17 protein-coding genes and 1 pseudogene are annotated in these 23,497 nt (G+C 69.1%); 8 read left to right on the top strand and 10 right to left on the bottom strand.

Annotated features, from left to right (window positions below; genetic code table 11):
* Positions 1-1,711, bottom strand: a 1,711-nt coding sequence (locus BST27_RS25735) for an ATP-binding protein (protein ID WP_083148677.1), incomplete at its 3' end; no start/stop codon positions are given.
* Positions 1,712-1,768: 57 nt separating this feature from the next.
* Here BST27_RS25735 and BST27_RS25730 point away from each other — a divergent pair.
* Together BST27_RS25730 and fadD6 are read left to right on the top strand one after the other, a co-directional pair.
* Positions 1,769-2,329, top strand: a complete 561-nt coding sequence (locus tag BST27_RS25730; RefSeq protein WP_069421837.1) for a cytokinin riboside 5'-monophosphate phosphoribohydrolase — start codon at positions 1,769-1,771, stop codon at positions 2,327-2,329.
* A 37-nt stretch (positions 2,330-2,366) separates the two neighbouring features.
* Positions 2,367-4,157 (top strand): long-chain-acyl-CoA synthetase FadD6, encoded by a 1,791-nt coding sequence (gene fadD6 / locus BST27_RS25725; protein WP_069421836.1) that lies wholly within the window; start codon positions 2,367-2,369, stop codon positions 4,155-4,157.
* 168 nt (positions 4,158-4,325) lie between these two features.
* On the opposite strand, the gene BST27_RS25720 is transcribed toward fadD6, so the two are convergent.
* Positions 4,326-5,180, bottom strand: a complete 855-nt coding sequence (locus BST27_RS25720) for a type IV toxin-antitoxin system AbiEi family antitoxin (RefSeq protein WP_069421835.1) — start codon at positions 5,178-5,180, stop codon at positions 4,326-4,328.
* 368 nt (positions 5,181-5,548) lie between these two features.
* On the opposite strand from BST27_RS25720, the gene folP reads away from it, so the two are divergent.
* From folP to BST27_RS25695, 5 genes are all read left to right on the top strand, one after another.
* On the top strand, positions 5,549-6,433 hold the full coding sequence (gene folP, locus BST27_RS25715) for a dihydropteroate synthase (protein WP_139805367.1): 885 nt from the start codon (positions 5,549-5,551) through the stop codon (positions 6,431-6,433).
* On the top strand, positions 6,430-7,380 hold the full coding sequence (locus tag BST27_RS25710) for a glucosyl-3-phosphoglycerate synthase (RefSeq protein ID WP_069421834.1): 951 nt from the start codon (positions 6,430-6,432) through the stop codon (positions 7,378-7,380). The genes folP and BST27_RS25710 overlap by 4 nt, the downstream gene beginning before the upstream one ends.
* 37 nt (positions 7,381-7,417) lie before the next feature.
* The gene (locus BST27_RS25705; RefSeq protein WP_069421833.1) at positions 7,418-7,798 is read left to right on the top strand and encodes a DivIVA domain-containing protein; all 381 of its coding nucleotides are present in this window, start codon (positions 7,418-7,420) and stop codon (positions 7,796-7,798) included.
* Positions 7,795-8,385, top strand: coding sequence for a DNA-3-methyladenine glycosylase I (locus tag BST27_RS25700; protein WP_069421832.1), 591 nt, complete (start codon positions 7,795-7,797; stop codon positions 8,383-8,385). Before BST27_RS25705 ends, BST27_RS25700 begins: the two co-directional genes overlap by 4 nt.
* 203 nt (positions 8,386-8,588) lie before the next feature.
* Positions 8,589-8,756: a DUF3117 domain-containing protein gene (locus BST27_RS25695; protein ID WP_003406247.1), complete on the top strand. Its 168-nt coding sequence runs from the start codon at positions 8,589-8,591 to the stop codon at positions 8,754-8,756.
* Between the two features lie 36 nt (positions 8,757-8,792).
* Here the strand turns inward: BST27_RS25695 and glgA are convergent, their stop codons facing one another.
* Positions 8,793-9,956 carry a glycogen synthase gene (gene glgA, locus BST27_RS25690; protein ID WP_069421831.1) on the bottom strand — a complete coding sequence of 388 codons (1,164 nt, stop codon included), beginning with the start codon at positions 9,954-9,956 and terminating at the stop codon, positions 8,793-8,795.
* Between the two features lie 218 nt (positions 9,957-10,174).
* On the opposite strand from glgA, the gene glgC reads away from it, so the two are divergent.
* A complete protein-coding gene (glgC, locus tag BST27_RS25685) occupies positions 10,175-11,389 on the top strand; it encodes a glucose-1-phosphate adenylyltransferase (protein ID WP_069421830.1) in 1,215 nt (404 codons plus the stop codon).
* Between the two features lie 108 nt (positions 11,390-11,497).
* Here glgC and BST27_RS25680 read toward each other — a convergent pair whose 3' ends face one another.
* From BST27_RS25680 to BST27_RS32625, 7 genes and pseudogenes are all read right to left on the bottom strand, one after another.
* Entirely contained in the window at positions 11,498-13,210 is a 1,713-nt protein-coding gene (locus BST27_RS25680) for a CocE/NonD family hydrolase (RefSeq protein WP_069421829.1), read from the bottom strand.
* 65 nt (positions 13,211-13,275) lie between these two features.
* Positions 13,276-13,950, bottom strand: a complete 675-nt coding sequence (locus BST27_RS25675) for a methyltransferase family protein (RefSeq protein WP_069421828.1) — start codon at positions 13,948-13,950, stop codon at positions 13,276-13,278.
* Positions 13,951-13,958: 8 nt separating this feature from the next.
* Positions 13,959-15,596 carry an ABC transporter permease gene (locus tag BST27_RS25670; RefSeq protein WP_139805366.1) on the bottom strand — a complete coding sequence of 546 codons (1,638 nt, stop codon included), beginning with the start codon at positions 15,594-15,596 and terminating at the stop codon, positions 13,959-13,961.
* Positions 15,593-16,519, bottom strand: coding sequence for an ABC transporter ATP-binding protein (locus BST27_RS25665; protein ID WP_069421827.1), 927 nt, complete (start codon positions 16,517-16,519; stop codon positions 15,593-15,595). Before BST27_RS25665 ends, BST27_RS25670 begins: the two co-directional genes overlap by 4 nt.
* On the bottom strand, positions 16,509-17,159 hold the full coding sequence (locus BST27_RS25660; RefSeq protein ID WP_069421826.1) for a TetR/AcrR family transcriptional regulator: 651 nt from the start codon (positions 17,157-17,159) through the stop codon (positions 16,509-16,511). The genes BST27_RS25665 and BST27_RS25660 overlap by 11 nt, the downstream gene beginning before the upstream one ends.
* Before the next feature lie 84 nt (positions 17,160-17,243).
* A complete protein-coding gene (locus tag BST27_RS25655; RefSeq protein WP_083148675.1) occupies positions 17,244-22,145 on the bottom strand; it encodes a PE family protein in 4,902 nt (1,633 codons plus the stop codon).
* 245 nt (positions 22,146-22,390) lie between these two features.
* Positions 22,391-23,497: pseudogene (locus BST27_RS32625) on the bottom strand (PE family protein); the annotation flags it as partial.

Here is a 23,497-nt window from a genome sequence, read left to right as displayed (position 1 = left end):
GCTGCGCAATAGCCGTCGCCAACAACGTCAACGACAATGGACCCCACGAATAACCGGACCGCTCCAACACCGCACCGGCCGGACCCAATAGTGAAGCGGCGGCTGCGAACTCACCCTTGATGAGCAACACATACGCCAACAACACCTCACCGACCGACCGGCCCGGCTGCTGCAGCTCGGCAAAGTCGGTGAAGCGCTGGGCAAGTGCCTGAGCGTCCTCGACCTGCCCGGCCATCACCAACGAAATGATCCGGCCCAGGCCGACAGTGAATCGCAGCAACCCGGGATGCTCGACTTCCGCCGCCCTCTCTGCGAGCCGATCGACATCGGCCAGTCGGCCCATTCGTGCTGACGACAACACTCCCGCGCTTGCCGCCCAGGCCACGGCCTGGTCGCCGGCGTCTGGAACGGACAACACCTGATTGGCCAAAGATATTGCGCGCGTGAGATTTCCGGCGTTCATTGCGAACGTGGCCGTCAGGCCGTCCAGCGTGGTACGTGCGGCCGGCTCGGTGACCCGGTTGCGGGTCGTCTGCAGAAAGGCGGTGGCCTTCTCGGGTTCGCCGAGCATCCAGAATTGATTCGCCGCCTTGGGCACCGCCCAGGCGATCAACTCGGTTTCCGACAAATCGGCGGGATTGACGGCGGCCAAGACCACACCCGCCTCGCGGCCCCGACCCTGCCACGCCAGTGCCTGGCCCAGTACTAGACGCGCCTGGAGCACCTCGGAACGATCCAGCGCCGCCCGCGCCAACCGCTCGGCGAGCTTGAGATCACCCAAGCGCAGTGCCTGCTGTGCCGCGTCGACAACGTCACTCACCGGCTGCGGTGCGTCACTGTCCACCGCCAGGGACGCCAACCGCAGCCGGTCGCTGAGGTGTTCGCAAGGATGGCCCGACAGCAGCCGGACCACCTCGGTACGTCGCTGGCGTGCACCCTCGGCACCCAGTAACAAACGTGCGCGCGCGCCGAACAATGGGTGCGCCGTGTAGACCACGGGTTCGTCGTCGTCATGGTTGCGCACTCGGGTCTCGGCCGCGCCCAACTCCTCCGCTTGACGCACCGCTCCGTCACCGGCCAGGACGGTGAGGTCGGCGACCGTCAGCGGCTCGGCGATAGCCAGATAGTCCAGCACCAGCCGAGCGGGGTCGGGCAGCCCGGCCAGGAACGCGTCTACTTCGGCTGGCGTCGATTGCCTCTCCGCGCCGGGTGGTGGCTCAAGGTCTATCCGCTCCAACAGACCATCGGACCACAACGCCGCGATCGGCTCGGGTGCGACATCGGCACGCGCGGTGACGATCATGCGCGCCGCCCCGGCGAGGGCCAATTGATACACCAGGGTGGCTGACAGGATGTCCAGGTCGTGGGCCTCGTCGACGATGAGCAGCAGGTCGCTCTCCTGGCCGGCGCGGACCAGCGAGGCGCGGGCAGCCCGTAAAAGCCTTGCGGGCTTTCCGATTTCGGAGATGTCAACCAGGTGGCCGAAGGCGCCGAACGGAACCACTCGCTCGGTCGGGGTGCCCACGACCCACCGTGTCAGCGTTGCCGGATGCCGCTCGCAGAGTTGTTCGGCGGCCTGGCGCGCCAACGTGGATTTGCCGACCCCGTCGGGTCCAAGGACAACCGCGCCCCGATGTGCTTCGTCATCCAGTGCGGCGTTCAGCCGCTCCAACGCCTCCGCGTGCTGCGGGACGTCCCATCGAATCGACACTGCCGAATTATCCCTTGCGTCATGAGTATGTCGGCGACTTGGTCTACGTTTCGGTATATGTCCCGTGACGCCGCGTCCACCGAGTGGGCGATATGCGTGTATTGCGCCGCCGGTCCCACCCACCCGGAACTGCTCGGGCTGGCCGCAGAACTCGGCGAGGCGATCGCTGAGCGGGGCTGGACTCTGGTGTGGGGCGGCGGGCATGTCTCGGCCATGGGTGCCGTGGCGACTGCGGCGCGAGCACGCCGTGGCTACACCGTCGGCGTCATCCCGGAAATGCTGATGCGACGTGAGGTGGCTGACACCGACGCCCACGAGCTGATCGTCACCGCCACGATGCGGCAACGCAAGCAGGTCATGGAGGACCGTGCCGACGCGTTCATCGTCCTACCGGGCGGTGTCGGCACGCTCGACGAGATGTTTGACGCGTGGACCGGCGGCTATCTCGCGGCGCACGAAAAGCCGATCGTTTTGCTCGACCCGTGGGGCCACTACGACGGCCTGATCGTGTGGTTGAACGGGTTGGTCGACAGGGGTTACATCACTGAGGCAGCGATGGAACGGCTCACACTGGTCGATAAGGTGAGCGCGGCGCTGGAGGCGTGCTCGCCGGCTTGAGCGGAAAACTTTAATCTCACCGCGAAGCGAGGATTCATTGGCTAATCACGACGACAGCGCGAAGGCAAGCGTCAAGTTCAGGCACATCGCGTCCGAACTGCCCAGCCTGCTGGCCGACACGCCGTCCATTTTGCGCGGGGTGCGCACCGGACTGCTCGCGCTGCCCACGTCCAAGGTGTCGATCGGCAGCGTCTTCCAGGACCGCGCCGCTCGCTACGGTGACCGGGTCTTCTTGAGGTTCGGCGACCAGCAGTTGACCTACCGCGACGCCAACGCGGCCGCCAACCGGTATGCGGCTGTGCTCGCCGCCCGGGGAGTCGGCCCCCACGACGTCGTCGGCATCATGCTGCGCAACTCGCCTAACGCGGTGTTGGCGATGTTGGCGGCGGTCAAATGCGGAGCCGTCGCCGGGATGCTCAACTACCACCAGCGCGGTGAGGTGTTGGCGCACAGCCTGGGCCTGCTCAAGTCGAAGGTGCTGATCGCGGAGTCGGACCTGGTCAGCGCGATCAGCGAAAGCGGCGGTATGGCCGGCGAGGACGCTGGCGAGGTGCTGACCATCGAGGACCTGGAACGGTTCGCCGCGACGGCGCCGGCCACCAACCCGGCATCCGTGTCGTCGGTGCGGACGAAAGACACCGCGTTCTACATCTTCACCTCGGGCACCACCGGGTTCCCCAAGGCCAGCGTGATGAGCCATCAGCGGTGGCTCCGTGCCCTGGCGATCTTCGGCGGATTGGGGTTGCGCCTCAAGCCATCTGACACGCTCTACTGTTGCCTGCCGCTCTACCACAACAACGCGTTGACGGTCGCGGTGTCCTCGACGATCAATTCGGGTGCAACGTTGGCCCTGGGCAAGTCGTTCTCCGCGTCGCGGTTTTGGGATGAAGTGATCGCCTACGACGCCACCGCGTTCGTCTACATCGGGGAGGTCTGCCGGTACCTGCTCAACCAACCGGCCAAGCCCACCGACCGGGCCCACAAGGTGCGCGTGATCGCGGGGAACGGGCTGCGGCCGGAGATTTGGGAAGAGTTCACCTCGCGCTTCAACATCCCACGGGTCTGTGAGTTCTACGCTGCCAGCGAGGGGACTTCGGCGTTCATCAACATCTTCAACGTGCCCGGGACCACCGGTATATCGCCGATACCGCTGGCTTACGTGGAGTACGACCCGGACACCGGAGAGCCGCTGCGTGACCAAAACGGACGGGTGCGACGGGTGCCCTCTGGCGAGCCCGGCTTGTTGCTCAGCCCGGTCAACAGGTTGCAGCCGTTCGACGGCTACACCGACAAGTCAGCGAGCGAAAAGAAGTTGGTGCGCAACGCCTTCAAGGAGGGCGACTGCTGGTTCAACACCGGTGACGTGATGAGTCCGCAAGGTCTTGGCCACGCCGCGTTCGTCGACCGCTTGGGTGACACCTTCCGGTGGAAGGGTGAGAACGTCGCGACCACCCAGGTCGAAGCCGCGCTGTCCTCGGACAAGAACGTCGAGGAATGCACGGTGTACGGCGTCGAGGTGCCGAATACCGGCGGGCGCGCCGGGATGGCGGCGATAAAGCTGCGTGAGGGTGCGGAGTTCGACGGCAAAAGGCTGGCCAGCACCGTGTACGGGGATCTGCCCGTCTACGCGCTGCCACTCTTTGTGCGGGTCGTCGAATCGCTGGAGCACACCACCACGTTCAAGAGCCGCAAGGTGGACCTTCGCAAAGAGGCGTACGGCCCCGACATCGAAGACCCGCTGTATGTGCTGGCTGGGCGCGAGGAGGGCTACGTGCCCTACTACGACGAGTACCCCGCCGAGGTGGCCGCCGGTAAGCGTCCGCGCTAGCTCCTAGCCTTTCGCGTTTCGCGTTTCGCGTTGATACTGCGCTTTTGGCGGTGTCTTCCCGTACTTTCCCGCCCAGGACGCAGAGTCAACGCGACGGGCGGGGTGGCGTGGCGTTGACACTGCACTTTTGGCGGTGCCTTCTCGCACTTTGTCGCCCAGGACGCAGAGTCAACGCCTTTTCGCAGCATTCCAGGCCTGCCGAACGCGACGGATCACGTCGTCGCGCCGGTGGCGGCCGACCACCCTGATATTGGTCCAGCCGACGTAGGCGATGTACTCCTGGCGGTCTACGTCCCGCGCGTGTTGAGCCGGGTCGGTCCAATGTTGTTCACCGTCATATTCGGCGGCCACCATCATGTCTTCCCAGCCCATGTCGAGGAAGTACTTGGGGCAGCCGTCGGGGCCGAGCACCGGAATCTGCGTCCGAGGCTTCGGGAAACCCGCTTCGATCAACAGCAGCCTCAGCCAGGTTTCTTTCGGCGATTGCGCGCCACCGTCGACGAGGTCCAACGCCTTCTCCAATTGACGCAGGCCTCGCGTGTGACGATGGTTGCCAGCCAACTCCTCGACATCGCGCACCTTGAAGTCGACGGCCGCCGCGAGCGCATCGAGTCTTGCCACGGCCCGGCCTATGAGGCCACGCCGTCCGATGTCGAACGCAGTGCGTTCTGGCGTCGTGACCGGAATCCCGCGCAGTCGATGAATTTCGCCTTCCAGCAGTCGGTCGTTACGCGTGACGATGCCCCGCGGCGCTCTGGCGTTACCCCAGATCAACTCAATCGGCGTCGTGTCGTCGACCCATTTTGCGCCGTGCAGCGCCGACGCCGCGGCGCCCGCCACCACCGCTTCTCGGCGCGACCACAGCCAGGCGCCGACCGCGCGATGTTGCAGCGACGGCTGGACCCGCTTGTCCAGGTAAATACCCGGGAAGATGGGGCGGTAGTACGTGCGCAACGCATGCCGCGTCAACCTCCCCTCGGCTAGTGCCTCACTGCCGATGAATGGTTGCTGCCCAGGCCCCATGCCCAGCCATGATGGCGGGGCACACTGACACCGCAATTGAGTCTGCGTCCTGGGCGGAAAAGTGCGAGAAGATGCCGCCAAATGTGCAGTGTCAGCGCGACGCCTCGGGCGGTCGCGTTGAGTCTGCGTTCTGGGCGGAGAAGTGCGAGAAGATGCCGCCAATTCTGCAGTGTCAACGCGCGCCAACCCCGCCACCGCGTTGACTCTGCGTCCTGGGCGGGGAAGTGCGAGAGGACGCCGCTAAATGTGCAGTGTCAACGCGACGCCCAACGCGACGCGCAACGCCGCCCGCCCCACGCCCCACGCGATGCCCCAAGCGTCACCAGCGCCCAGCCGCCCCCACCCAGACCCCCGACCCACCAGGCACTATGGAGGGCGTGCAAACGACGCTGTGTGGCCGACCGGTCGCCGGAGATCGCTCACTGATCATGGCGATCATCAACCGCACCCCGGATTCCTTCTATGACCGGGGTGCGACCTTCACCGACGAGGCCGCCCGCGACGCCGTGCACCGCGCCATCGCCGAGGGCGCAGACGTGATCGATGTCGGCGGCGTCAAGGCCGGCCCAGGCGAAACGGTCGACGCAAAGACCGAGGTCGCGCGGCTGGTGCCATTCATCGAGTGGGTCCGCGAAACCTACCCTGACCAGCTGATCAGCGCCGACACCTGGCGCTCTGAAGTGGCCAGGCTGGCCTGCGCGGCGGGCGCGGACCTGATCAACGACACCTGGGCCGGCGTGGACCCCACGCTGCCGGAAGTGGCCGCCGAATTCGGCGCCGGCCTGGTGTGCTCGCACACCGGCGGGGCGCAACCCCGCACGCGTCCGTTCCGGGTGAATTACGGTACGACTACCCGGGGAGTGGTGGACGATGTACTTCGCCAGGTCGTCACCGCCGCCGAACGGGCCGTCGCGGCCGGCGTAGCCCGCGACAGGGTGCTGATCGACCCGACGCACGACTTCGGCAAGAACACCTTCCACGGGCTGGTCCTATTGCGCCACGTGGGCGATCTTGTTAAGACCGGGTGGCCAGTGCTCATGGCTTTGAGCAATAAGGACTTCGTCGGGGAGACTTTGGGAGTGGAGTTGACCGAGCGCCTGGAAGGGACGCTGGCAGCCACGGCGCTGGCGGCGGCAGCCGGTGTCCGCATGTTTCGGGTGCATGAGGTGATAGCCACGAGGCGAGTGCTGGAAATGGTGGCCTCGATCCAGGGGACGCGCCCGCCGACGCGCACGGTGAGGGGACTGGCATGACAGCTTCGGAACTCGTCGCAGGTGATCTCACCAGCGACGGAGTCCACGTATACGGCCGTCCCACCTGGACGGTCAGCGAGCTCGTGGCGGCCAAGAAGAAGTTGGGCCGAACGATCTCGGTCGTCCTGCCGGCCCTCAACGAGGAAGAAACAATCGAATCGGTGGTGGAGAGCATCTCACCGCTGCTCGGCGACCTGGTTGACGAACTGATCGTGCTGGACTCCGGCTCTACCGACGACACCGAAATTCGCGCCATCGCCGCCGGCGCGCGTGTGGTCAGCCGCGAACAGGCTTTGCCCGAGGTGCCCACCCGGCCGGGCAAGGGCGAGGCGCTGTGGCGCTCATTGGCGGCGACCACCGGCGACATCATCGTGTTCGTCGACTCCGACCTGATCGACCCCCACCCGATGTTCGTGCCGTGGCTGGTCGGACCGCTGCTGACCGGGGAGGGCATCCACCTGGTCAAGAGCTTCTACCGGCGTCCACTCAATGTCGGCGACGCCGACGGCACCGCGGGCGACACCGGCGGGGGACGGGTCACCGAGCTGGTGGCACGCCCACTGTTGGCGGCACTGCGACCGGAACTCGGCTGCGTGTTGCAGCCGTTGGGCGGCGAGTACGCGGCCAGCCGGGAGCTGCTGACGTCGCTCCCGTTCGCCCCGGGCTACGGCGTGGAGATCGGATTGCTGGTCGACACCTTCGACCGGTTGGGCCTGGAGGCGATCGCGCAGGTCAATCTCGGCGTGCGGGCACACCGCAACCGACCCTTGTCCGAACTCGGCGCAATGAGCCGTCAGGTGATTGCGACGCTGCTCTCGCGGTGCGGAGTCCCCGACTCCGGGATCGGACTGACGCAGTTCGTCCCGGTCGGAGACGGCTTCAGCCCGCACACGTTGCCGGTCTCATTGGCCGACCGGCCGCCGATGAAGGTGCTCAGACCCCGCTAGCCAGATCTTGTCGGTGCCATAGGGCAATATCGTCTCCGTGGCGTTGGTGTTGGTTTACCTGGTGGTACTGGTCCTGGTAGCACTCGTGATGTTCGGCGCGGCCGTGCTGCTGTTCGGTCGCGGTGAGCAGTTGCCGCCCCTGCCCCGGGCGACGACAGCGACGGTCCTGCCCGCGTACGGGGTCACCGGCGCCGACGTCGACGCGGTCAAGTTCACCCAGGTGCTGCGTGGCTACAAGACGAGCGAGGTCGACTGGGTGCTGGACCGCCTAGGCCGAGAAATCGAGGTGCTGCGCGGCCAGCTGGCGGCGACGCGCGCATCGCCCGGTCCGCCGGCCGAGCCGGCCGAGGACGAAGCCGAAGAGCCGGAGCTCCCGGACGGCGAAGCCGTCGTGGAAGAAAGGTCGGGACCCACATGAGCGCCGCTTCCGAGGTGGACCTGGTGCGGTGCTCCTGGGCGGAGTCATTGCGCGAGGGCCCTGACGCCGAGTTGTACCGCGACTACCACGACCAGGAGTGGGGTCGACCGCTACGGGACGGGACGGCGCTTTTCGAACGGATGAGCTTGGAGGCGTTTCAGAGCGGCCTGTCCTGGCTGATCATCCTGCGTAAGCGAGAGAACTTCCGACGCGCCTTCGCTGGGTTCGACATCGAGCAGGTCGCGCGCTTTGGCGACGCCGACGTGGAGCGCCTGCTTGGCGACGCTGGAATCGTGCGCAACCGGGCAAAGATCGAGGCGACGATCGCCAACGCCCGGGCAGCCGTTGAGCTGGGCTCACCGGAAGACCTGTCGGAGCTGCTGTGGTCGTTCGCGCCGCCACCGCGGCCCCGGTTTGCCGAGTTCTCGGAGATCCCCGCTACCAGCCCCGAGTCCAAAGCCATGGCCAAGGAGCTGAAGCGTCGCGGTTTCCGGTTCGTCGGCCCTACCACCGCCTACGCGTTAATGCAGGCCACCGGCATGGTTGACGACCATGTTCTGGGCTGCTGGGTGCCATCTCCACGCTGACGGAGGAGGTCATAAGTTGGCATCGAGGCGCTCATTGTGGATGGAAAACCGGGTCTCGTACACCCAGTCACGCGGATAAGGAACAATAGAGGGGTGATTTGGCAGTTCAGTGCCGGGTGTGGCTGGAAATCCACTGGCGGGGCATGCTCGGCGCCGGCCAGGTCGACAGCGACGGGCCAGCTCGAATTCGGAGGGAGCACTCGATGGCGGCGATGAAGCCCCGGACCGGCGACGGTCCTCTGGAAGCAACCAAGGAGGGGCGCGGCATCGTGATGCGGGTACCACTCGAAGGTGGTGGACGTCTGGTTGTCGAGTTGACTCCGGACGAGGCCGCTGCGCTTGGTGACGAGCTCAAAGGCGTCACCAGCTAGACCCGCGCGAACCGGACGTATGCCGCGTGGCGTGGGTTACGCGGATACCTTCCGGTAAATCTCCAGCGTCTGTTCGGCGATCTGGGCCCAGGAGAATTCCTCGATACAGCGCTGACGCCCCGCCTGGCCGTATCTCCCCGCCCTGGCCGGGTCGGCGACCAGCGCGTTGACGGCCTCGGCGAGCCCGGCTTCATACTTGCGCGGGTCATTGGGGTCGTAGTGCACCAGCGTCCCGGTGATGCCGTCGGAAACCACCTCGGGTATACCGCCCACGTCCGAGGCCACCACCGCAGTCCCGCAGGCCATCGCCTCGAGGTTCACGATTCCCAACGGTTCGTAGATCGACGGGCACACGAAAACCGTTGCGGCTGACAGAATTTCCCGCAATTTGCCGATCGGCAGCATGTCCCTTACCCAGAAAACCCCGCTGCGGCTGCGCGCGAGTTCGGAGACCGCGGATTCCACCTGAGCGGCTATCTCGGGGGTGTCGGGCGCGCCCGCGCACAGCAGCAACTGAATGTCGGGGTCGAAATCGTGAGCGGCGGCCACCAGGTGGGAGACACCCTTCTGCTGGGTGATGCGCCCGACGAACGCGACAATGGGCCGGTGCGGGTCCACTCCTAGCTCGGTCAGTACCGACCCGGTGCGCACGGGCCCACCCGGGTACCACACGTCGGTGTCGATGCCGTTGCGGATCACGTGGACCGCGGACGGATCCAGGGTGGGGTAGACCCGCAACATGTCCTCCCGCATGCCGGAGCTGACCGCGATCACCGCGTCGGCGGCCAACACGGCGGTGTGCTCGACCCACGTCGAGATCCGGTAGCCGCCCCCAAGCTGCTCGGCCTTCCACGGTCGCTTCGGTTCCAGCGAGTGCGCGGTAAGCACGTGCGGGATGTCGTGCAGCAACTTGGCCAGATGGCCCGCCATTCCCGTGTACCAGGTGTGGGAATGCACGACGGTGGCCGCACTGGCGGCATTGGCCATGATCAGGTCCGACGACAGGGTGGACAGGGCCGCGTTCGCGTTGCGCAGCCGCGCATCGGGCTGGTAGGCGAAGGCGCCGGGCCGAGGCGCGCCCATGCAGTGCACGTCGACCGCACACAGCCTGCGCAGCTGCGAAACTAGTTCGGTGACATGCACCCCGGCCCCCCCATACACCTCGGGTGGGTACTCCCGAGTCATCATCGCGACGCGCACAAAGGCACCCTAACCGCGAAGGTGCCGACCTCGCAGCGCGCCAAGGCAAGCCGAACAGTCCGATCCCGCCGAGGCCCCGCCGAATCCATGCCGAAGACCGCCGCAACGCCGAATCAACACGGCCCGGACGGGCCAAACACCTTGACGGACAGCCCGTCAGAGCGGCCGGGAGTGCTGTTCCCCTGGCAGGGGTCCGCAGGTGCCGATAGGTTTGACCCATGAGGGAAGTGCCACACGTGCTGGGCATCGTTCTGGCCGGCGGCGAGGGCAAGCGGCTCTATCCGCTGACGGCGGACCGTGCCAAGCCCGCCGTCCCCTTTGGTGGCGCATACCGGCTGATCGATTTCGTGCTGTCCAACCTCGTCAACGCCCGGTACCTGAGGATCTGCGTTCTGACCCAATACAAGTCGCACTCGCTCGACCGCCATATCTCCCAGAACTGGCGGCTGTCGGGCTTGGCCGGCGAGTACATCACCCCGGTGCCGGCCCAACAGCGCCTCGGTCCGCGCTGGTACACCGGCTCAGCCGATGCGATCTACCAATCGCTCAACCTGATTTACGACGAAGATCCGGATTACATCGTCGTTTTCGGCGCCGACCACGTGTACCGCATGGATCCAGAGCAGATGGTCAGGTTCCACATCGACAGCGGGGCCGGCGCCACCGTGGCCGGCATCCGGGTTCCGCGCGCAAGCGCGAGCGCATTCGGCTGCATCGACGCCGATGAGTCGGGCCGCATCCGCAACTTCGTCGAGAAGCCGCTGGACCCGCCCGGAACGCCCGACGACCCGGAGAGCACGTTCGTCTCGATGGGCAACTACATCTTCACCACCAAGGTGCTCATCGACGCGATCCGTGCCGACGCCGATGACGACCATTCCGATCACGACATGGGCGGCGACATCATCCCCAGGTTGGTGCAGGACGGCATGGCCGCCGTCTACGACTTCAGCGACAACGAAGTGCCCGGGGCCACCGATCGGGACCGGGGCTACTGGCGTGACGTCGGGACCCTGGACGCCTTCTACGACGCCCATATGGACCTGGTGTCGGTGCACCCCGTGTTCAACCTGTACAACAAGCGCTGGCCGATCCGCGGCGAATCAGAGAACCTTGCGCCGGCCAAGTTCGTCAATGGCGGCTCTGCTCAGGAGTCGGTCGTCGGCGCCGGGAGCATCATTTCGGCGGCCTCGGTGCGCAATTCGGTGTTGTCGTCGAATGTCGTGGTCGATGACGGCGCGATCGTCGAGGGCAGCGTGCTCATGCCGGGCGTGCGGGTAGGCCGCGGCGCGGTGGTGCGCCACGCGATCCTGGACAAGAACGTCGTCGTCGGACCCGGCGAGATGGTCGGGGTGGATCTGGAGAAGGACCGGGAGCGGTTCGCGATCAGTGCCGGCGGCGTCGTCGCGGTAGGCAAGGGCGTCTGGATCTAGCGCAGGGTTACAGGTCTCGGAGGACCGCATTTCGGGGGACATTGACTCTGCGCCCAGGGCGGCGAAATGCGAGAAGACCCCGCCCAGGGCGCAGCATCAACGCGGGCATCACCGAGGAATCTGCGGGGTCAGCAGGTGTGCGTCGTAACGAGGCCCCCAGCGCAGCGTGACCAAGCCGCGCGGCGGGTCGGGGTAGGCCGCCGGGAATTGACCGGTCAGCGGGTTACGCGGCGACAACCAGCGTCCGGCGACGACGAGCCGGAGCTGCTCGCCGGCGCGGAACAACGTCGCCGACGGTCCGAGGGCCACATCGACGGCGACGACTTCACCGGTCTTGACGGGCGCAATCCTGGTGCAGGCGGGCACCGGCTCCCACGGGCGCGACAACTCGGGGTCGCGTTCGCGCAACACCACCCGCTGCCATCCGGTGGTGACCCGGTCGCGTCCGTAGCCGTAAGAACCTTCGAACTCGACAAACTCCCCGGCGCGCCACTTCTCCACGCCCACGAACAGGTTCGCGTCGTCGCAGCCATCCAGCTGCACCCATAGACGAGCCGCCATCGGCCCGGTCAATTCGATGTCGTCGGGCACCGTCCAATTGAAAGCGGCTGCCCGAGAATGGGTCTCGAACGTGATGCTGCCCGACACAATCGGCTGCTCGGGTGCCAGCAGGCCGGGGCCGGCCAGATACAGGGGGCGCCAACGGGTACGCGCCAGCGGCCATTCGGCTTCCTCGCGCACCTCGGCAACGGTGTCGCGGTCCTCCCGCACTTCGAGGCGCACACTGCGGGAAGCGCCGCCCGAAGCGCCGTATTCCGATAAGTCATTGCTGTCGAGCACATTTCGGAAGAAGCGCAACTGCTCGGCCCGCGCATCGTCGGAATAGAACGACTCCCATTTCCCGCCGCGATGGGTGTAGAGCCGGGCCTGTTTGGAGCCGCACCGGGTGAAGGCCCGCATCGAACCGCGACTGTGCAGGTTGTTGTCCGAGAAGCTGCCGCAGACCAGCATGGGCACTTCGATGGCCGACAGGTCGGGTACCACCGACTGCCAGTACTCGTCCCGCAGCGGATGTTCCTCCTGCATCTGCGCCAAATCGTGGCTTTGCCGGGTGGCGCGACGAACGTTGCGCGCCCACATCCGGGTGAAGCCGAACTCCCGAACGCCGCCGGGAAACAGTAGGTCGCGATAGGCGTCGGTGAACCCTTCCCAGGGGCAGATCGCGCGCAGCGCGGGCGGCCGCAGCGCGGCCACCGCGTACTGGCTGATGGCCAGGTACGACACCCCGAGCATGACGACTCGGCCGTCGCTCCACGATTGGTCGGCCGCCCACTGCACCAGGTCGTAGGTGTCCTCGGCTTCCTGGCGAGACATCAGGTCGCCGGTGCCGTCCGAATGACCGCAGCCGCGCACGTCGGCGTTGACGACGACGAATCCCTGCGGCGTCCACCACGCCGGATCGGGGGCCTCCCAACCGGTCAGGGCCGAGAAGGACAGCGGCTTGGGCTGACGCAGGATTCGGTACTGCGGCGAGTACGTCCACCGTTTGCGCTTGCGGGACGGCAGGTTGTCCTTCCCGTACGGGTGGATGCTCACTATGACCGGCCGGGGCCCGAGCTCAGGCTTCCGGAAGACGTTGACCCGCAACGTCGTTCCGTCGCGGGTGGGCACCTCGACGTCGCGTTCGACGACGATGTCGGTTGGGGGATCGGTCACCGTGACGGGCGGTTTGGCAATCCCGCGGATCCGTTCGAGCGCATACCGGAAGGCGCCGGGACGCCGCCACGGTCGGTCCAGTGCGGGTGCCGGATCTACGGCCACGCCGCTACCTTAGACGCGTGATGGACCGGAAGCGAGCACGCTGCGCGAGCAGCGACATGGGTGCGCTACCAGACGTACGGGACCAACCGATAGCGCACCCGCCGGCGATATTCGCGGTATCCGGCCAGTTCCTGCGTCAGCAATTTCTCCTCGTCGAGGATGCGTGCGACCAGCACCAGCACTCCCGGGACGAGTAGCAGCAGCCCCCAGTACGAGCCCAGCGCCAACGGGATTCCCGTCATCAGGAACAGGTTCGCGGCATACATCGGGTGTCGCACGATGCCGTAGAGCCCGTCGGAGGTCACCGTCTGACCCGCCTCCACGGTGATGTTGGCAGCGGCGTAGCTGTTCTGTACGACGACCAGCACGCCCGCGACCAGCCCGGTCACCACCAGGACGTCGCCGACCACCGAGACTGCAGCAGGCACCGACGACCAACCGAAGCGATGGTCGAGTGCGCTCAGCGCCATCATCACGAACAACACCGCAAAGGCTGCGACGATGATGACCTGCTGCGCTGTCCTGGCCTCCGCCCACGGGCCGCCGCGCATCCGTCGGCGTAACGCATCTGGGTCGGTTCGACCCAGATAGAGGCTTGGGATGATGGTTCCCAGCGTGAAAACGGCGACGAAAACCCATGCCTGCCAATAATTCGCCGTGCCGGCAGGGACGAACAGGATCGCAGCGAGTACCAGCAGACCGATCAGTCCCGATGCCAACGCCTGGAGTGCGGTCTTCATGTCCCCTCCTAACAACGCAGGTCGCGCCGGCGAAACGCGATGCCCCCCAAGGTGATCAGCACCAAATCCATGCCCAATAGCCACAGCACCGGTACGGCCGTGAAGTCATTGCCGACGCGGGGGATGTGCGCGAACGGCTCCAAATTCAGCAGCCATTGGGGTGATCCTGCCAACGAACCGAGCAGATACAGCGCGACGAAGCCGACCAGAACACCCCACGCCACCGGGGTGAAACGCGGCGCAATTCCGAACAGGGCGATGGTCACCGCAGCCAGCAGCCACACGGCGGGTAGTTGTACCGCCGCGGTGCCCAGCACTTTGGGCAGCTTCCCGGCGATGTCGCCGGCGGCCGTCCCGTAGGCCAACCCGGCGGCCAAGCCGGAAATCAGGATCGCGGCCGCAGATCCGCCCACTGCGATCACCAAATGGCTTGCCAGCCATCGTGTCCGAGACACGGCGCCGGCTAGCACGGTCTCGCCTCGTTGCGTGGACTCGTCCTGGTGCAGGCGCAGTGTCAGCGAGATCGCGAACGCCGCCGCGATCATGCCCAGCATCACGAACCCGACGGTGATGAAGGCGTCCTCCATCGCGCCGGTTCCGCCCAACCGCGCAACGATGTCGTGCGCGGCCGCAGTGTCACCCAGTTCGTCGCCGATGCCGTACACCACACTGCCGATCAACAAGCCGTACAGGGCGAGTCCGACCGTCCACACCAAGAGCGCGCCGCGGTCCAACCGCCACGCCAGGCCGAAGACGTTGCTCAGGGCCGGTCCGGCCGAGCCGGGTCCGGGGCGCTCGGCGATGAGTCCGGCACCGACATCGCGGCCCGCCAGTAACCAATAGGCCACCGCGGTGAGGACGGCCGTGGTGGCCAGATGCAGCGTCAGCACCCACCAGTGGTCACCCGCGTAGGGCTTGACCAGTAGCGACCAACCCAGCGGCGAAATCCACGAGAGCCCACCGGAACCGGCGTCGCCAATGGCGCGCAACGTGAACGCCGTGCCAAGCGCCGCGAACGCGAAACCGCGGGCGACGCGGGCGCTGGGGGACAGTTGGGCGGCGACGGCGGCCACCGCGGTGAAGACCAACCCGGAGCCGGCCAGCGCCGCGCAGAACGCCAACGATCCGCTCGCCGGAACGGCCGTGGTGAGTAGCCCGGCGGCACCGATCGCGCCGGTAACTATCGAGGCGCCGAAGCACAGCAGCAACGCCGCCGTGAGGCTGGCGTACCTGCCGACCGCGGTCGAGTCGATCAGTTCGGCCCGCCCGCTCTCCTCGTCGGCGCGGGTGTGGCGAATCACGGTAAGGATCACGGCTACCGCGATGAGCGCGTGAAACATGCTCGCTTTCCACAGGCTGACCGACCCGAGGGTGTCGTTGTAGATCTGGCCGTAGAGCGCACGCTGGGCCGGACTTGCCATGATCGAGGCCACCAAGCCGGCCCGGTCGGTAGCGGTGGGGTAGACCTTCTCGACGCTGCCGACGTAGACGGTGGCCAGCGGCACCGACAGCAGCAATACCCAGAGCGGCAGCACCACCCGGTCGCGGCGCAGATACAGGCGCAACAACCGCAGCGTGCCGACGAAATTCGAACTCCGATGTGACACAGGGAATTCAGGCGGACGATCAAGCAGTGCGGTACTCATCGGGACGGCACCTCCGCACGCTCACCGTTGACGCTGTAATGGCGCAGGAAGAGTTCCTCGAGGGTGGGCGGCTGACTGACCAGGCTGCGCACACCCGCGTCGCCGAGCACCCGGATGAGCTCGCCCAGACTTTCGCTGTCGACCTGTGCCCGTACCGTGTTGCCCTCGACGCTGATGTCTTCGACGCCCTTGATACGGCTGAGATCGGTTGGTATATGGATCATTTCGGCTGTTATCGACGTACGGCTGAGGTGGCGCATCGATTCCAGTGAACCGCTCTCGACGGTCCTACCGGCCTGGATGATGGTGACCCGCTCGCACAGCGCCTCGGTTTCGGCCAGGATGTGGCTGGACAGCAGGACTGTGACTCCGCGGTCCCGAGCTTCACGTACGCAATCCTGAAACACCTTCTCCATCAGCGGATCCAAGCCGCTGGTGGGCTCGTCCAGCAACAGCAACCGAGCCCGTGACGAGAAGGCCGAAATGAGGGATACCTTCTGGCGATTGCCTTTCGAGTAGGTGCGCACCTTCTTGTGCGGGTCGAATTCGAAGCGCTCGATCAGCTCCGCGCGGCGCTTGTCGTCGATGCCGCCGCGCATGCGGGCCAGCAGGTCGATGGTCTCGCCGCCGGTCAATGACGGCCATAGCGTGACATCACCTGGCACATAGGCAATTTCACGATGCAACCGCACCGCGTCGGTCCATGGGTCGCCGCCCAGTAGGCGCGCGGTTCCGCCGTCGGCTTTCACGACGCCCAACAGGATGCGGATGGTGGTCGACTTGCCTGCCCCGTTGGGGCCGAGGAAGCCGTGCACTTCGCCTTCCCGCACGGTCAAGTCAAGGCCATCGAGGGCTCGAACCGCACCGAAGTTCTTGGTAAGACCGCGAACATCGATGGCTGCTTGGGAATGGTTAGCTGACATGCGATTCTCCTGTCCCTGACAAGGGATCCTCCCGTTGCAGAAAGGCCTCGTACATCGTGCGATCCACCATCAACCCCTCGGTGTAGAGCTCGAGGGCCGGCAACACCATCTCGCGCGCATAGTCGCGCAGCACCGCACGCAAATCCGTTGGCGTTTCATGCATCTGCAGATACAACAGAAAGCCGCCGCCACCGGCCAGGGCCAGAAACTTGGCCCTGGCCTTCGGGTCGTGGCTGGGCTTGATGGTGCCGGCCTGCACACCCTCCTGCATGTATTGGTACGTGTTGTCAATCATGCGCTGCCACAACATGGTCGCCAGGTCGCCGCCGGACTGCATGCTGCGCACCAGGTAGGCCATCATGGGCGCATAGGACTCGATTTCCGCCAGTGCGGCCAGCCAGGTCGCGGGGTCGTTGGACTGAATGGTGGCGGACTTCTCGCTGCGGATCTCTTCGGCGATGTAGTCGTCGCACGCTTTGCGCAGGCCGTCCTTGGACCCGAAGTGATGGATGACCAGTGCGGGGCTCACTCCGGCGGCCTCGGCGATGGTGCGCAGGCCGACGCCGAAGCCGTGCTGGCCGAATTGCTCGATGGCCGCGTCGCGGATTCGGGCGGTCGCGGTCAAGTCGGCTGAACGCATGTTTAGTACACTAAACGCACGTTCAGCCGAGCGTCAACAACGGCAGGCGAAAGCCCCCGTCAGGAATCCCGAAAGCCTTCGCTCTTACAGACCGGAACCAGGAGCGCCGAGCTGGCCGGGTGCGCCCGAGCCGCCGTTGGGTTGGCCATCCCCACCTGGACCGCCGGCACCGCCGACGCCGCCATTGCCGGCGAAGAGACCGTCGCCGCCGTCGCCGCCGTTACCGCCAGTCCCGCCGAAGCCGCCCGGCCCCTGGCCAAACGCTCCGCCGCCGCCGGCACCGCCTTGGCCACCGGTACCACCGGCCCCACCGTTGCCGCCGTCACCGGGGCGCTGCCCATAGCTGTTGCCACCGGCCCCGCCCTGGCCTCCCGCTCCGCCGGTTGCGCCCATGCCACCGCTCAACCCGCTGGCGCCGGCACCCCCGGTGCCGCCGGTGCCGCCCATTCCGCCGTTACCGCCGTTGCCGCTCGCATTTTGGAATGCGCCTGCGAAAACTCCGGCCCAGCCGCCGTCGCCCCCGTCTCCGCCATTTCCGCCGGCGCCCCCCGTGCCGCCGTTCTCGCTGGGCCCACCGGCGGCGCCGGTGGCGCCGGTGGCACCGTTGCCGCCGTTGCCGCCTTTACCCCCAATGCCGTAGAGGCCTCCGTTGCCGCCTGCTCCGCCCTTACCGCCATGGCCGCCGGGGCCGGCGCCGTCGCCGCCGTTGCCGCCGTTGCCGCCGTGGCCGACGAGGCCCAGGTTGACCTCGCCGTTTTCGCCGATTTTGCCGGGCGTTGAGCCGGCGCCGCCGCCGCCGCCCCATCCGACGTTGCCTGGAGTGCCGCCGTTGCCGCCGTTGCCGCCGTCACCGCCGTTGGCGTTGCCAAAGAAGCTGCCGCCGTCGGCGCCGTTGCCGCCATTACCCGGCCGGCCGCTATTGCCGCCGCGGCCTCCGTCACCTCCGACGCCTTGGATGCCGTCCTGCCCGGAGCTCGACAGCGCCTTGCCGCCGGCGCCGCCGGTCCCGCCGTTGCCGCCGTTGCCGCCGTTGCCGCCGTCGCCGCCGTCGCCGCCGTCACTGCCGAGAAAGAATCCGTCCGCACCACGGGCACCGGTACCGCCGGTGCCGCCAATCCCGCCGGTGCCGCCGGCCCCGCCGTTCCCCCCGTTGCCGGCCAGCACGCCGCCGTTGCCGCCGGCTCCGCCCACTCCACCGTCACCGCCGGTGCCGCCGTTGCCACCGGTCTGGCCAGCGACGGTGGCGTCGTCACCACGTACGCCGGTGCCGCCCGTGCCGCCGTCGCCGCCGTTGCCCCCGTTGCCCACCGAGCCGCCATTGCCGCCCGCGCCTCCGGTGCCGCCGACCCCGCCCGGTTCGGTGGCGTCGGCGCCCCTGCCGCCGTTGCCGCCGTTGCCGCCGCTGGTGGCCGCAACGCCGTCGTCGCCCTTGGCCCCGTCGGTGGAGCCGGACCCGCCCAGGCCGCCCGCACCGCCGGCCCCCGCGTTGCCGCCGTCACCGCCGCGGCCGCCCGTCCCGTTGTTGACGCTCATATCACCGTTCGAGCCGTCGCCGCCGTCGCCGCCCATGCCGCCGTTGCCGCCCTGACCGCCCTTGCCGCCGACGCCTTGGGTGCCGTTCTGTCCCGTGACAGACAGAGCTATCCCGGCGGCTCCGCCGTCGCCGCCCCGGCCGCCGGTTCCCCCAGCGCCGCCGTCGCCGCCCTTACCGCCGTCGGCGCCCGGGTTGCCGAATTCCAGGCCATGCCCTCCGTCACCGCCACGGCCACCCGCGCCGCCGGTGCCCCCGGCTCCACCGTTCCCGCCGTTGCCGGCATGCACGCCGCCGTTGCCGCCCGCTCCGCCGGTGCCGCCGGAGCCGCCGGTGCCGCCCGTACCGCCAGTCACGGTGCCAACGAACCCGCCCACGCCCGCAGCGCCGGCACTGCCGTTGCCGCCATCGCCGCCGTTGCCGCCGTTGCCCACCGACCCGCCGTTGCCGCCGGCACCGCCGTTCCCGCCGTTGCCGCCCGGGATGCCGACGCCGAGAACCGGTTCGGCGTCGGCGCCCCTGCCGCCGTTGCCGCCGTTGCCGCCGGTGGTAGCCGCCTGGCCGTCGGCGCCGGTCGCACCCTGGGTGGATCCGGCGCCGCCCAGGCCGCCCGCGCCGCCGGCACCGGCGTTGCCGCCGTCACCGCCGCGACCGCCGGCGCCGTTGTTGACGCTCGCGTGACCGTTCGCACCGTCGGCGCCGTTGCCGCCCTGGCCGCCGTTGCCGCCTTGACCGCCGTTGCCGCCGACGCCTTGGACGCCGTCTTGACCGCCGGCAGACAACGCTTTCCCGCCCGCTCCGCCGTCGCCGCCGCGTCCGCCGGTTCCGCCGGTTCCGCCAAGGCCGCCGTTGCCGCCGTTGCCGCCCGCGCCACCGTTGCCGCCATTGCCGACTAATCCGCCGTTGCCGCCGGCTCCACCGGTTCCGCCGGTGGCTCCCTGGACGCCCAGGCCGAGCGCCGGTTCGGCGTCGGCGCCTCTACCGCCGTTGCCGCCGTTGCCGCCGCTCGCAGGTGCAAGACCGTCGGCACCGGCCGCACCCTGGGTGGATCCGGCCCCGCCCTGGCCACCGGCGCCGCCGGCACCAGGATCGCCACCGTCACCGCCGCGACCGCCGGTGCCGTCGTTGACACCCCATTGCCCGGCACCGCCATCACCGCCATCGCCCGCGACCCCGCCGGCCCCGCCGGTACCGCCCGCCCCGCCGGCGCCTTGAATGCCCGTGGCCGACAACGCGACCCCGCCGGCGCCGCCGGTTCCGCCGGCCCCGCCGGTGCCACCATCGCCGCCACGTCCACCGTCGATACCTCCGGAAGCGAAGCCGACCCCATGCCCGCCGACGCCGCCGGCGCCGCCGGTCCCACCGACCCCGCCGCGGCCCCCGGTGCCGCCGAAGCCACCGGTGCCGGTGGCGCCGCCCGCACCACCGTCGCCGCCCCGGCCGCCGTCACCGCCGTTGATGTTGGACGCTGGATCGCCGGTAGCGCCGGCGGCGCCGGTTCCTCCCTTGCCGCCTTGGCCGCCGTCACCGTTGATACCGCCGTAGAAGGTGTTGCCGCCCTTGCCCCCCTGCCCGCCGTCGCCGCCTCGCAAACCGGTGCCGTCGGGGGCGACGCCCTCGGCGTTTCCGCCGTTGCCGCCCGCGCCGCCGGTGCCGCCGGTTCCCGCGGCGCCCGCTTGCCCGGCTCTGGCGAAAACACCTGCCGCGCCGCCGGCGCCGCCCGCGCCGGCGTGACCTCCGGTGCCTCCTGCGCCACCGGTGCCGCCGTCTACGCCCACCCCGTTGACACCGTCGCCGCCGGCGCCGCCCGTGCCGCCGTTGCCGCCGACCCCGCCGGCGCCGCCGGTACCGAAGAGCAACGCGTGTGTGGCGCCACCGGCACCCCCGATACCGCCCGTGCCGCCGGTCCCGCCGGCGGCGCCAATCTCCCCGTCAACACCGGCGCCGCCCGTGCCGCCGGCCCCGCCAGCGCCACCAGACCAGCCGAGCAACGCCCGGGCCGTCCCGCCGGCACCGCCGTTTCCGCCAGTGCCGGCACCGCTGCCGCCGTTGCCGCCGGCGCCACCGGCCCCGCCGTTGCCGCCGAGCCACCCGCCCGCGCCGCCGTCACCGCCGCGGCCGCCCGCCTGCCCGGACGCGCCGGTTCCGCCGGCCCCGCCTTGGCCGCCCTCGCCGAACAGACCTGCCGACCCGCCGGCCCCGCCGGCGCCGCCCGCTTGACCTGCGACGGCGGTGGAGCCGCCATCGCCGCCTGCCCCGCCGCGGCCGTATAGCAGTCCGGCGCTGCCCCCGTCGCCGCCGTCGCCACCGCCTTGACCCGTTCCGCCGGCTCCGCCGGTGCCGAGCAGTCCGGCCGCCCCGCCCTGACCGCCGTGGCCGCCGGCCTGGCCATTGCCGCCGGCGCCGCCGTGGCCGCCGGCTCCACCGGCGCCATAGATCCATCCGCCCGTGCCCCCGTCACCGCCGTCGCCGGTTCCCGCGCCGTTGCCGCCGGCTCCGCCGGTGCCGATCAGTCCGGCGGCTCCGCCCTGACCGCCGTTGCCGCCCGCACCGCCATGGCCACCGGCGCCGCCCGCGCCGTAAAGCCGTCCGCCATGGCCACCGGCGCCGCCGTCTCCGTTTTCGGCGCCGTTGCCCCCGGCGCCGCCGGTGCCGATCAGCCCGGCAGCCCCGCCCTGACCGGCGACACCGCCGACGCCGCCGTTGCCGCCCGCGCCGCCGGCGCCGTAGAGCCATCCACCTCGGCCACCCAAACCACCAACCCCGTGCGCGGCGCCGTGCCCGCCGGCTCCGCCGGTGCCGACCAGGCCGGCCGCTCCACCGGCGCCAGCGCTGCCACCGACGCCGGCGTTGCCGCCGGCCCCGCCGGTGCCGTAAAGCCATCCGCCCTGGCCGCCGGCGCCTCCGTTGGCGCCGCTGCCGCCGTGGCCGCCGGCCCCGCCGTTACCGATCAGCCCAGCCGCCCCGCCCCGACCGCCGGCGACACCGGCTTCCGTCGGCGAAAAGCCGTTGCCGCCATTGCCATAGAGCAGACCGCCGGGCCTGCCGTCGGGGTGAGCGGCCGTTCCGTCGGCCCCGTCGCCGATCAACGGGCGGCCGAGCCATGCCTGGGTTTGGGCGTTGATCGCGGCCAGCGCGTCCTGCCCCAGCGTCTGCAACTGCGCGGCGGCGGCCGCCTCGGCCGCGGTGTACGCCCGGGCACCGGCATCCAGCGCTTGAGCGAATTGGGCATGGAACAGCGCTGCCTGCTCACTCAGCGCTTGGTATTCGTAGCCGTGGTTGCCGAACAGCGTTGCGATCGCGGCGGACACCTCATCGCCGGCCGCGGTCAGCACTTGCGTCGTCGCGCCGGCCGCCGCGGCATTGGCCGCCGTGATCGCGCGCTGGATCCCGGCTAGCTCGGCCGCCGCTGTGGACAAGAATCCAGGATTCGCAACTACCAGAGACGACGACATCAGCGTCCTTTCGCAGGACGAGGCCACACGACCCCGCGAAGAAACTTGTGATGTCACATCGTGGGACAGGTAGCCCATGGGGCGCCCCGTAGCCGACTACCTAATGCCCACCGCTGCAACCCCATTCGACTACTCCATGCGGCTGAGGGGGAGGTGCGGCCGGCGAGCACGTTCGGTGCGTACGCGCGCACGAAAGGACCGCGTATTTAAAGCGCTAAAGCAGGAAAGGTGCGCGAACCAATGAATTATGGATTGGCGCCGTTACTGCCGACGGCCCCGGTTTCGCCCATGGATCCCGGGGGACTGCCGCTCCCGCCGGAACCACCGGTGCCGCCGCCGGAGCCGAGTCCGCCCTGACCGCCGGGTGAGCCGTTGCCGCCGTCGCCGCCGTTTCCGCCTGCGCCGCCGGCGCCGCCGTGGCCACCGACACCGGAGTAGGTGGGCGTGCCTCCCACGTCGATGGTGCCGCTGTTGCCGCCCGCGCCGCCCTGACCTCCGGAACCCCCGGCGGCGCCGTTGCCGCCGGGGGCGTACCCGAAGAGGGTGGGCGCGCCGTGGCCGCCCCTACCGCCTGGGCCACCGTTCCCGCCGCTGCCTCCGTCGCCACCGGCGCCGGGGGTCCCGTGGGATCGGGGTGATGTCGGTAAGCCGGTGGCGCCGTTGCCTCCGTTTCCGCCGGCGCCACCAGTGCCGCCGTGACCCCCGGTCCCGCCGTGCCATCCGCTGCGCGCATCGAAGCCGTCGGTGCCGGCGCCGCCGGCGCCGCCATTGCCTCCCGCGCCCCCGGCTCCGCCGTTGCCGCCGTTTCCGGGGTTGCCGGCGTGGCCCGTCGGAGCCAGGGCTGCACCGGGCGCGCCGCCGTTACCGCCATTGCCGCCGTTGCCGCCGGCGCTGCCGTTACCGCCGGTGGTGCCGTCGCTACCCGTGGCTTTGCCGGCGCTGCCGGCGCCGCCGTTGGCCCCCGCCCGGCCATTGCCGCCATGACCGCCGTTGCCGCCGTCTCCTCCGTTGCCGGAAACCGACCCGCCGGACCCGCCGGCGCCACCGTGGCCGCCGTGCGCGCCGTTGCTGCCGGGGGCAGAGGTGCCGCCGCCCGTGCCGTTGCCGCCGTTCCCGCCGTTCCCGCCGTTGCCGACGATTCCGGCGTTACCGCCGTTGCCGCCGTTTCCGCCCGAGGTGCCGTTCAATATTGCGTCGCCGCCGTTTCCGCCGTGGCCGCCGTTACCGCCGGTGCCCGGCCCGTAATCACCGGCGGTGGCGCCGTTGGCCGCGTAGCCGCCGTTGCCGCCGTTTCCGGGGTTGCCGGCGTGGCCCGTCGGAGCCAGGGCTGCACCGGGCGCGCCGCCGTTACC

Source organism: Mycobacterium intermedium (genome assembly GCF_002086275.1).
Classification (GTDB): domain Bacteria; phylum Actinomycetota; class Actinomycetes; order Mycobacteriales; family Mycobacteriaceae; genus Mycobacterium; species Mycobacterium intermedium.
This window is presented reverse-complemented; position numbering and strand designations above follow the sequence as displayed.

Coding starts and splice junctions, on each gene's coding strand:
- BST27_RS25730 (WP_069421837.1), top strand. CDS start 1,769: ATGTCCCGTGACGCCGCGTCCACCGAGTGGGCGATATGCGTGTATTGC.
- BST27_RS25720 (WP_069421835.1), bottom strand. CDS start 5,180: ATGGGGCCTGGGCAGCAACCATTCATCGGCAGTGAGGCACTAGCCGAG.
- folP (WP_139805367.1), top strand. CDS start 5,549: ATGGAGGGCGTGCAAACGACGCTGTGTGGCCGACCGGTCGCCGGAGAT.
- BST27_RS25710 (WP_069421834.1), top strand. CDS start 6,430: ATGACAGCTTCGGAACTCGTCGCAGGTGATCTCACCAGCGACGGAGTC.
- BST27_RS25700 (WP_069421832.1), top strand. CDS start 7,795: ATGAGCGCCGCTTCCGAGGTGGACCTGGTGCGGTGCTCCTGGGCGGAG.
- BST27_RS25695 (WP_003406247.1), top strand. CDS start 8,589: ATGGCGGCGATGAAGCCCCGGACCGGCGACGGTCCTCTGGAAGCAACC.
- glgC (WP_069421830.1), top strand. CDS start 10,175: ATGAGGGAAGTGCCACACGTGCTGGGCATCGTTCTGGCCGGCGGCGAG.
- BST27_RS25675 (WP_069421828.1), bottom strand. CDS start 13,950: ATGAAGACCGCACTCCAGGCGTTGGCATCGGGACTGATCGGTCTGCTG.
- BST27_RS25670 (WP_139805366.1), bottom strand. CDS start 15,596: ATGAGTACCGCACTGCTTGATCGTCCGCCTGAATTCCCTGTGTCACAT.
- BST27_RS25665 (WP_069421827.1), bottom strand. CDS start 16,519: ATGTCAGCTAACCATTCCCAAGCAGCCATCGATGTTCGCGGTCTTACC.
- BST27_RS25660 (WP_069421826.1), bottom strand. CDS start 17,159: ATGCGTTCAGCCGACTTGACCGCGACCGCCCGAATCCGCGACGCGGCC.
- BST27_RS25655 (WP_083148675.1), bottom strand. CDS start 22,145: ATGTCGTCGTCTCTGGTAGTTGCGAATCCTGGATTCTTGTCCACAGCG.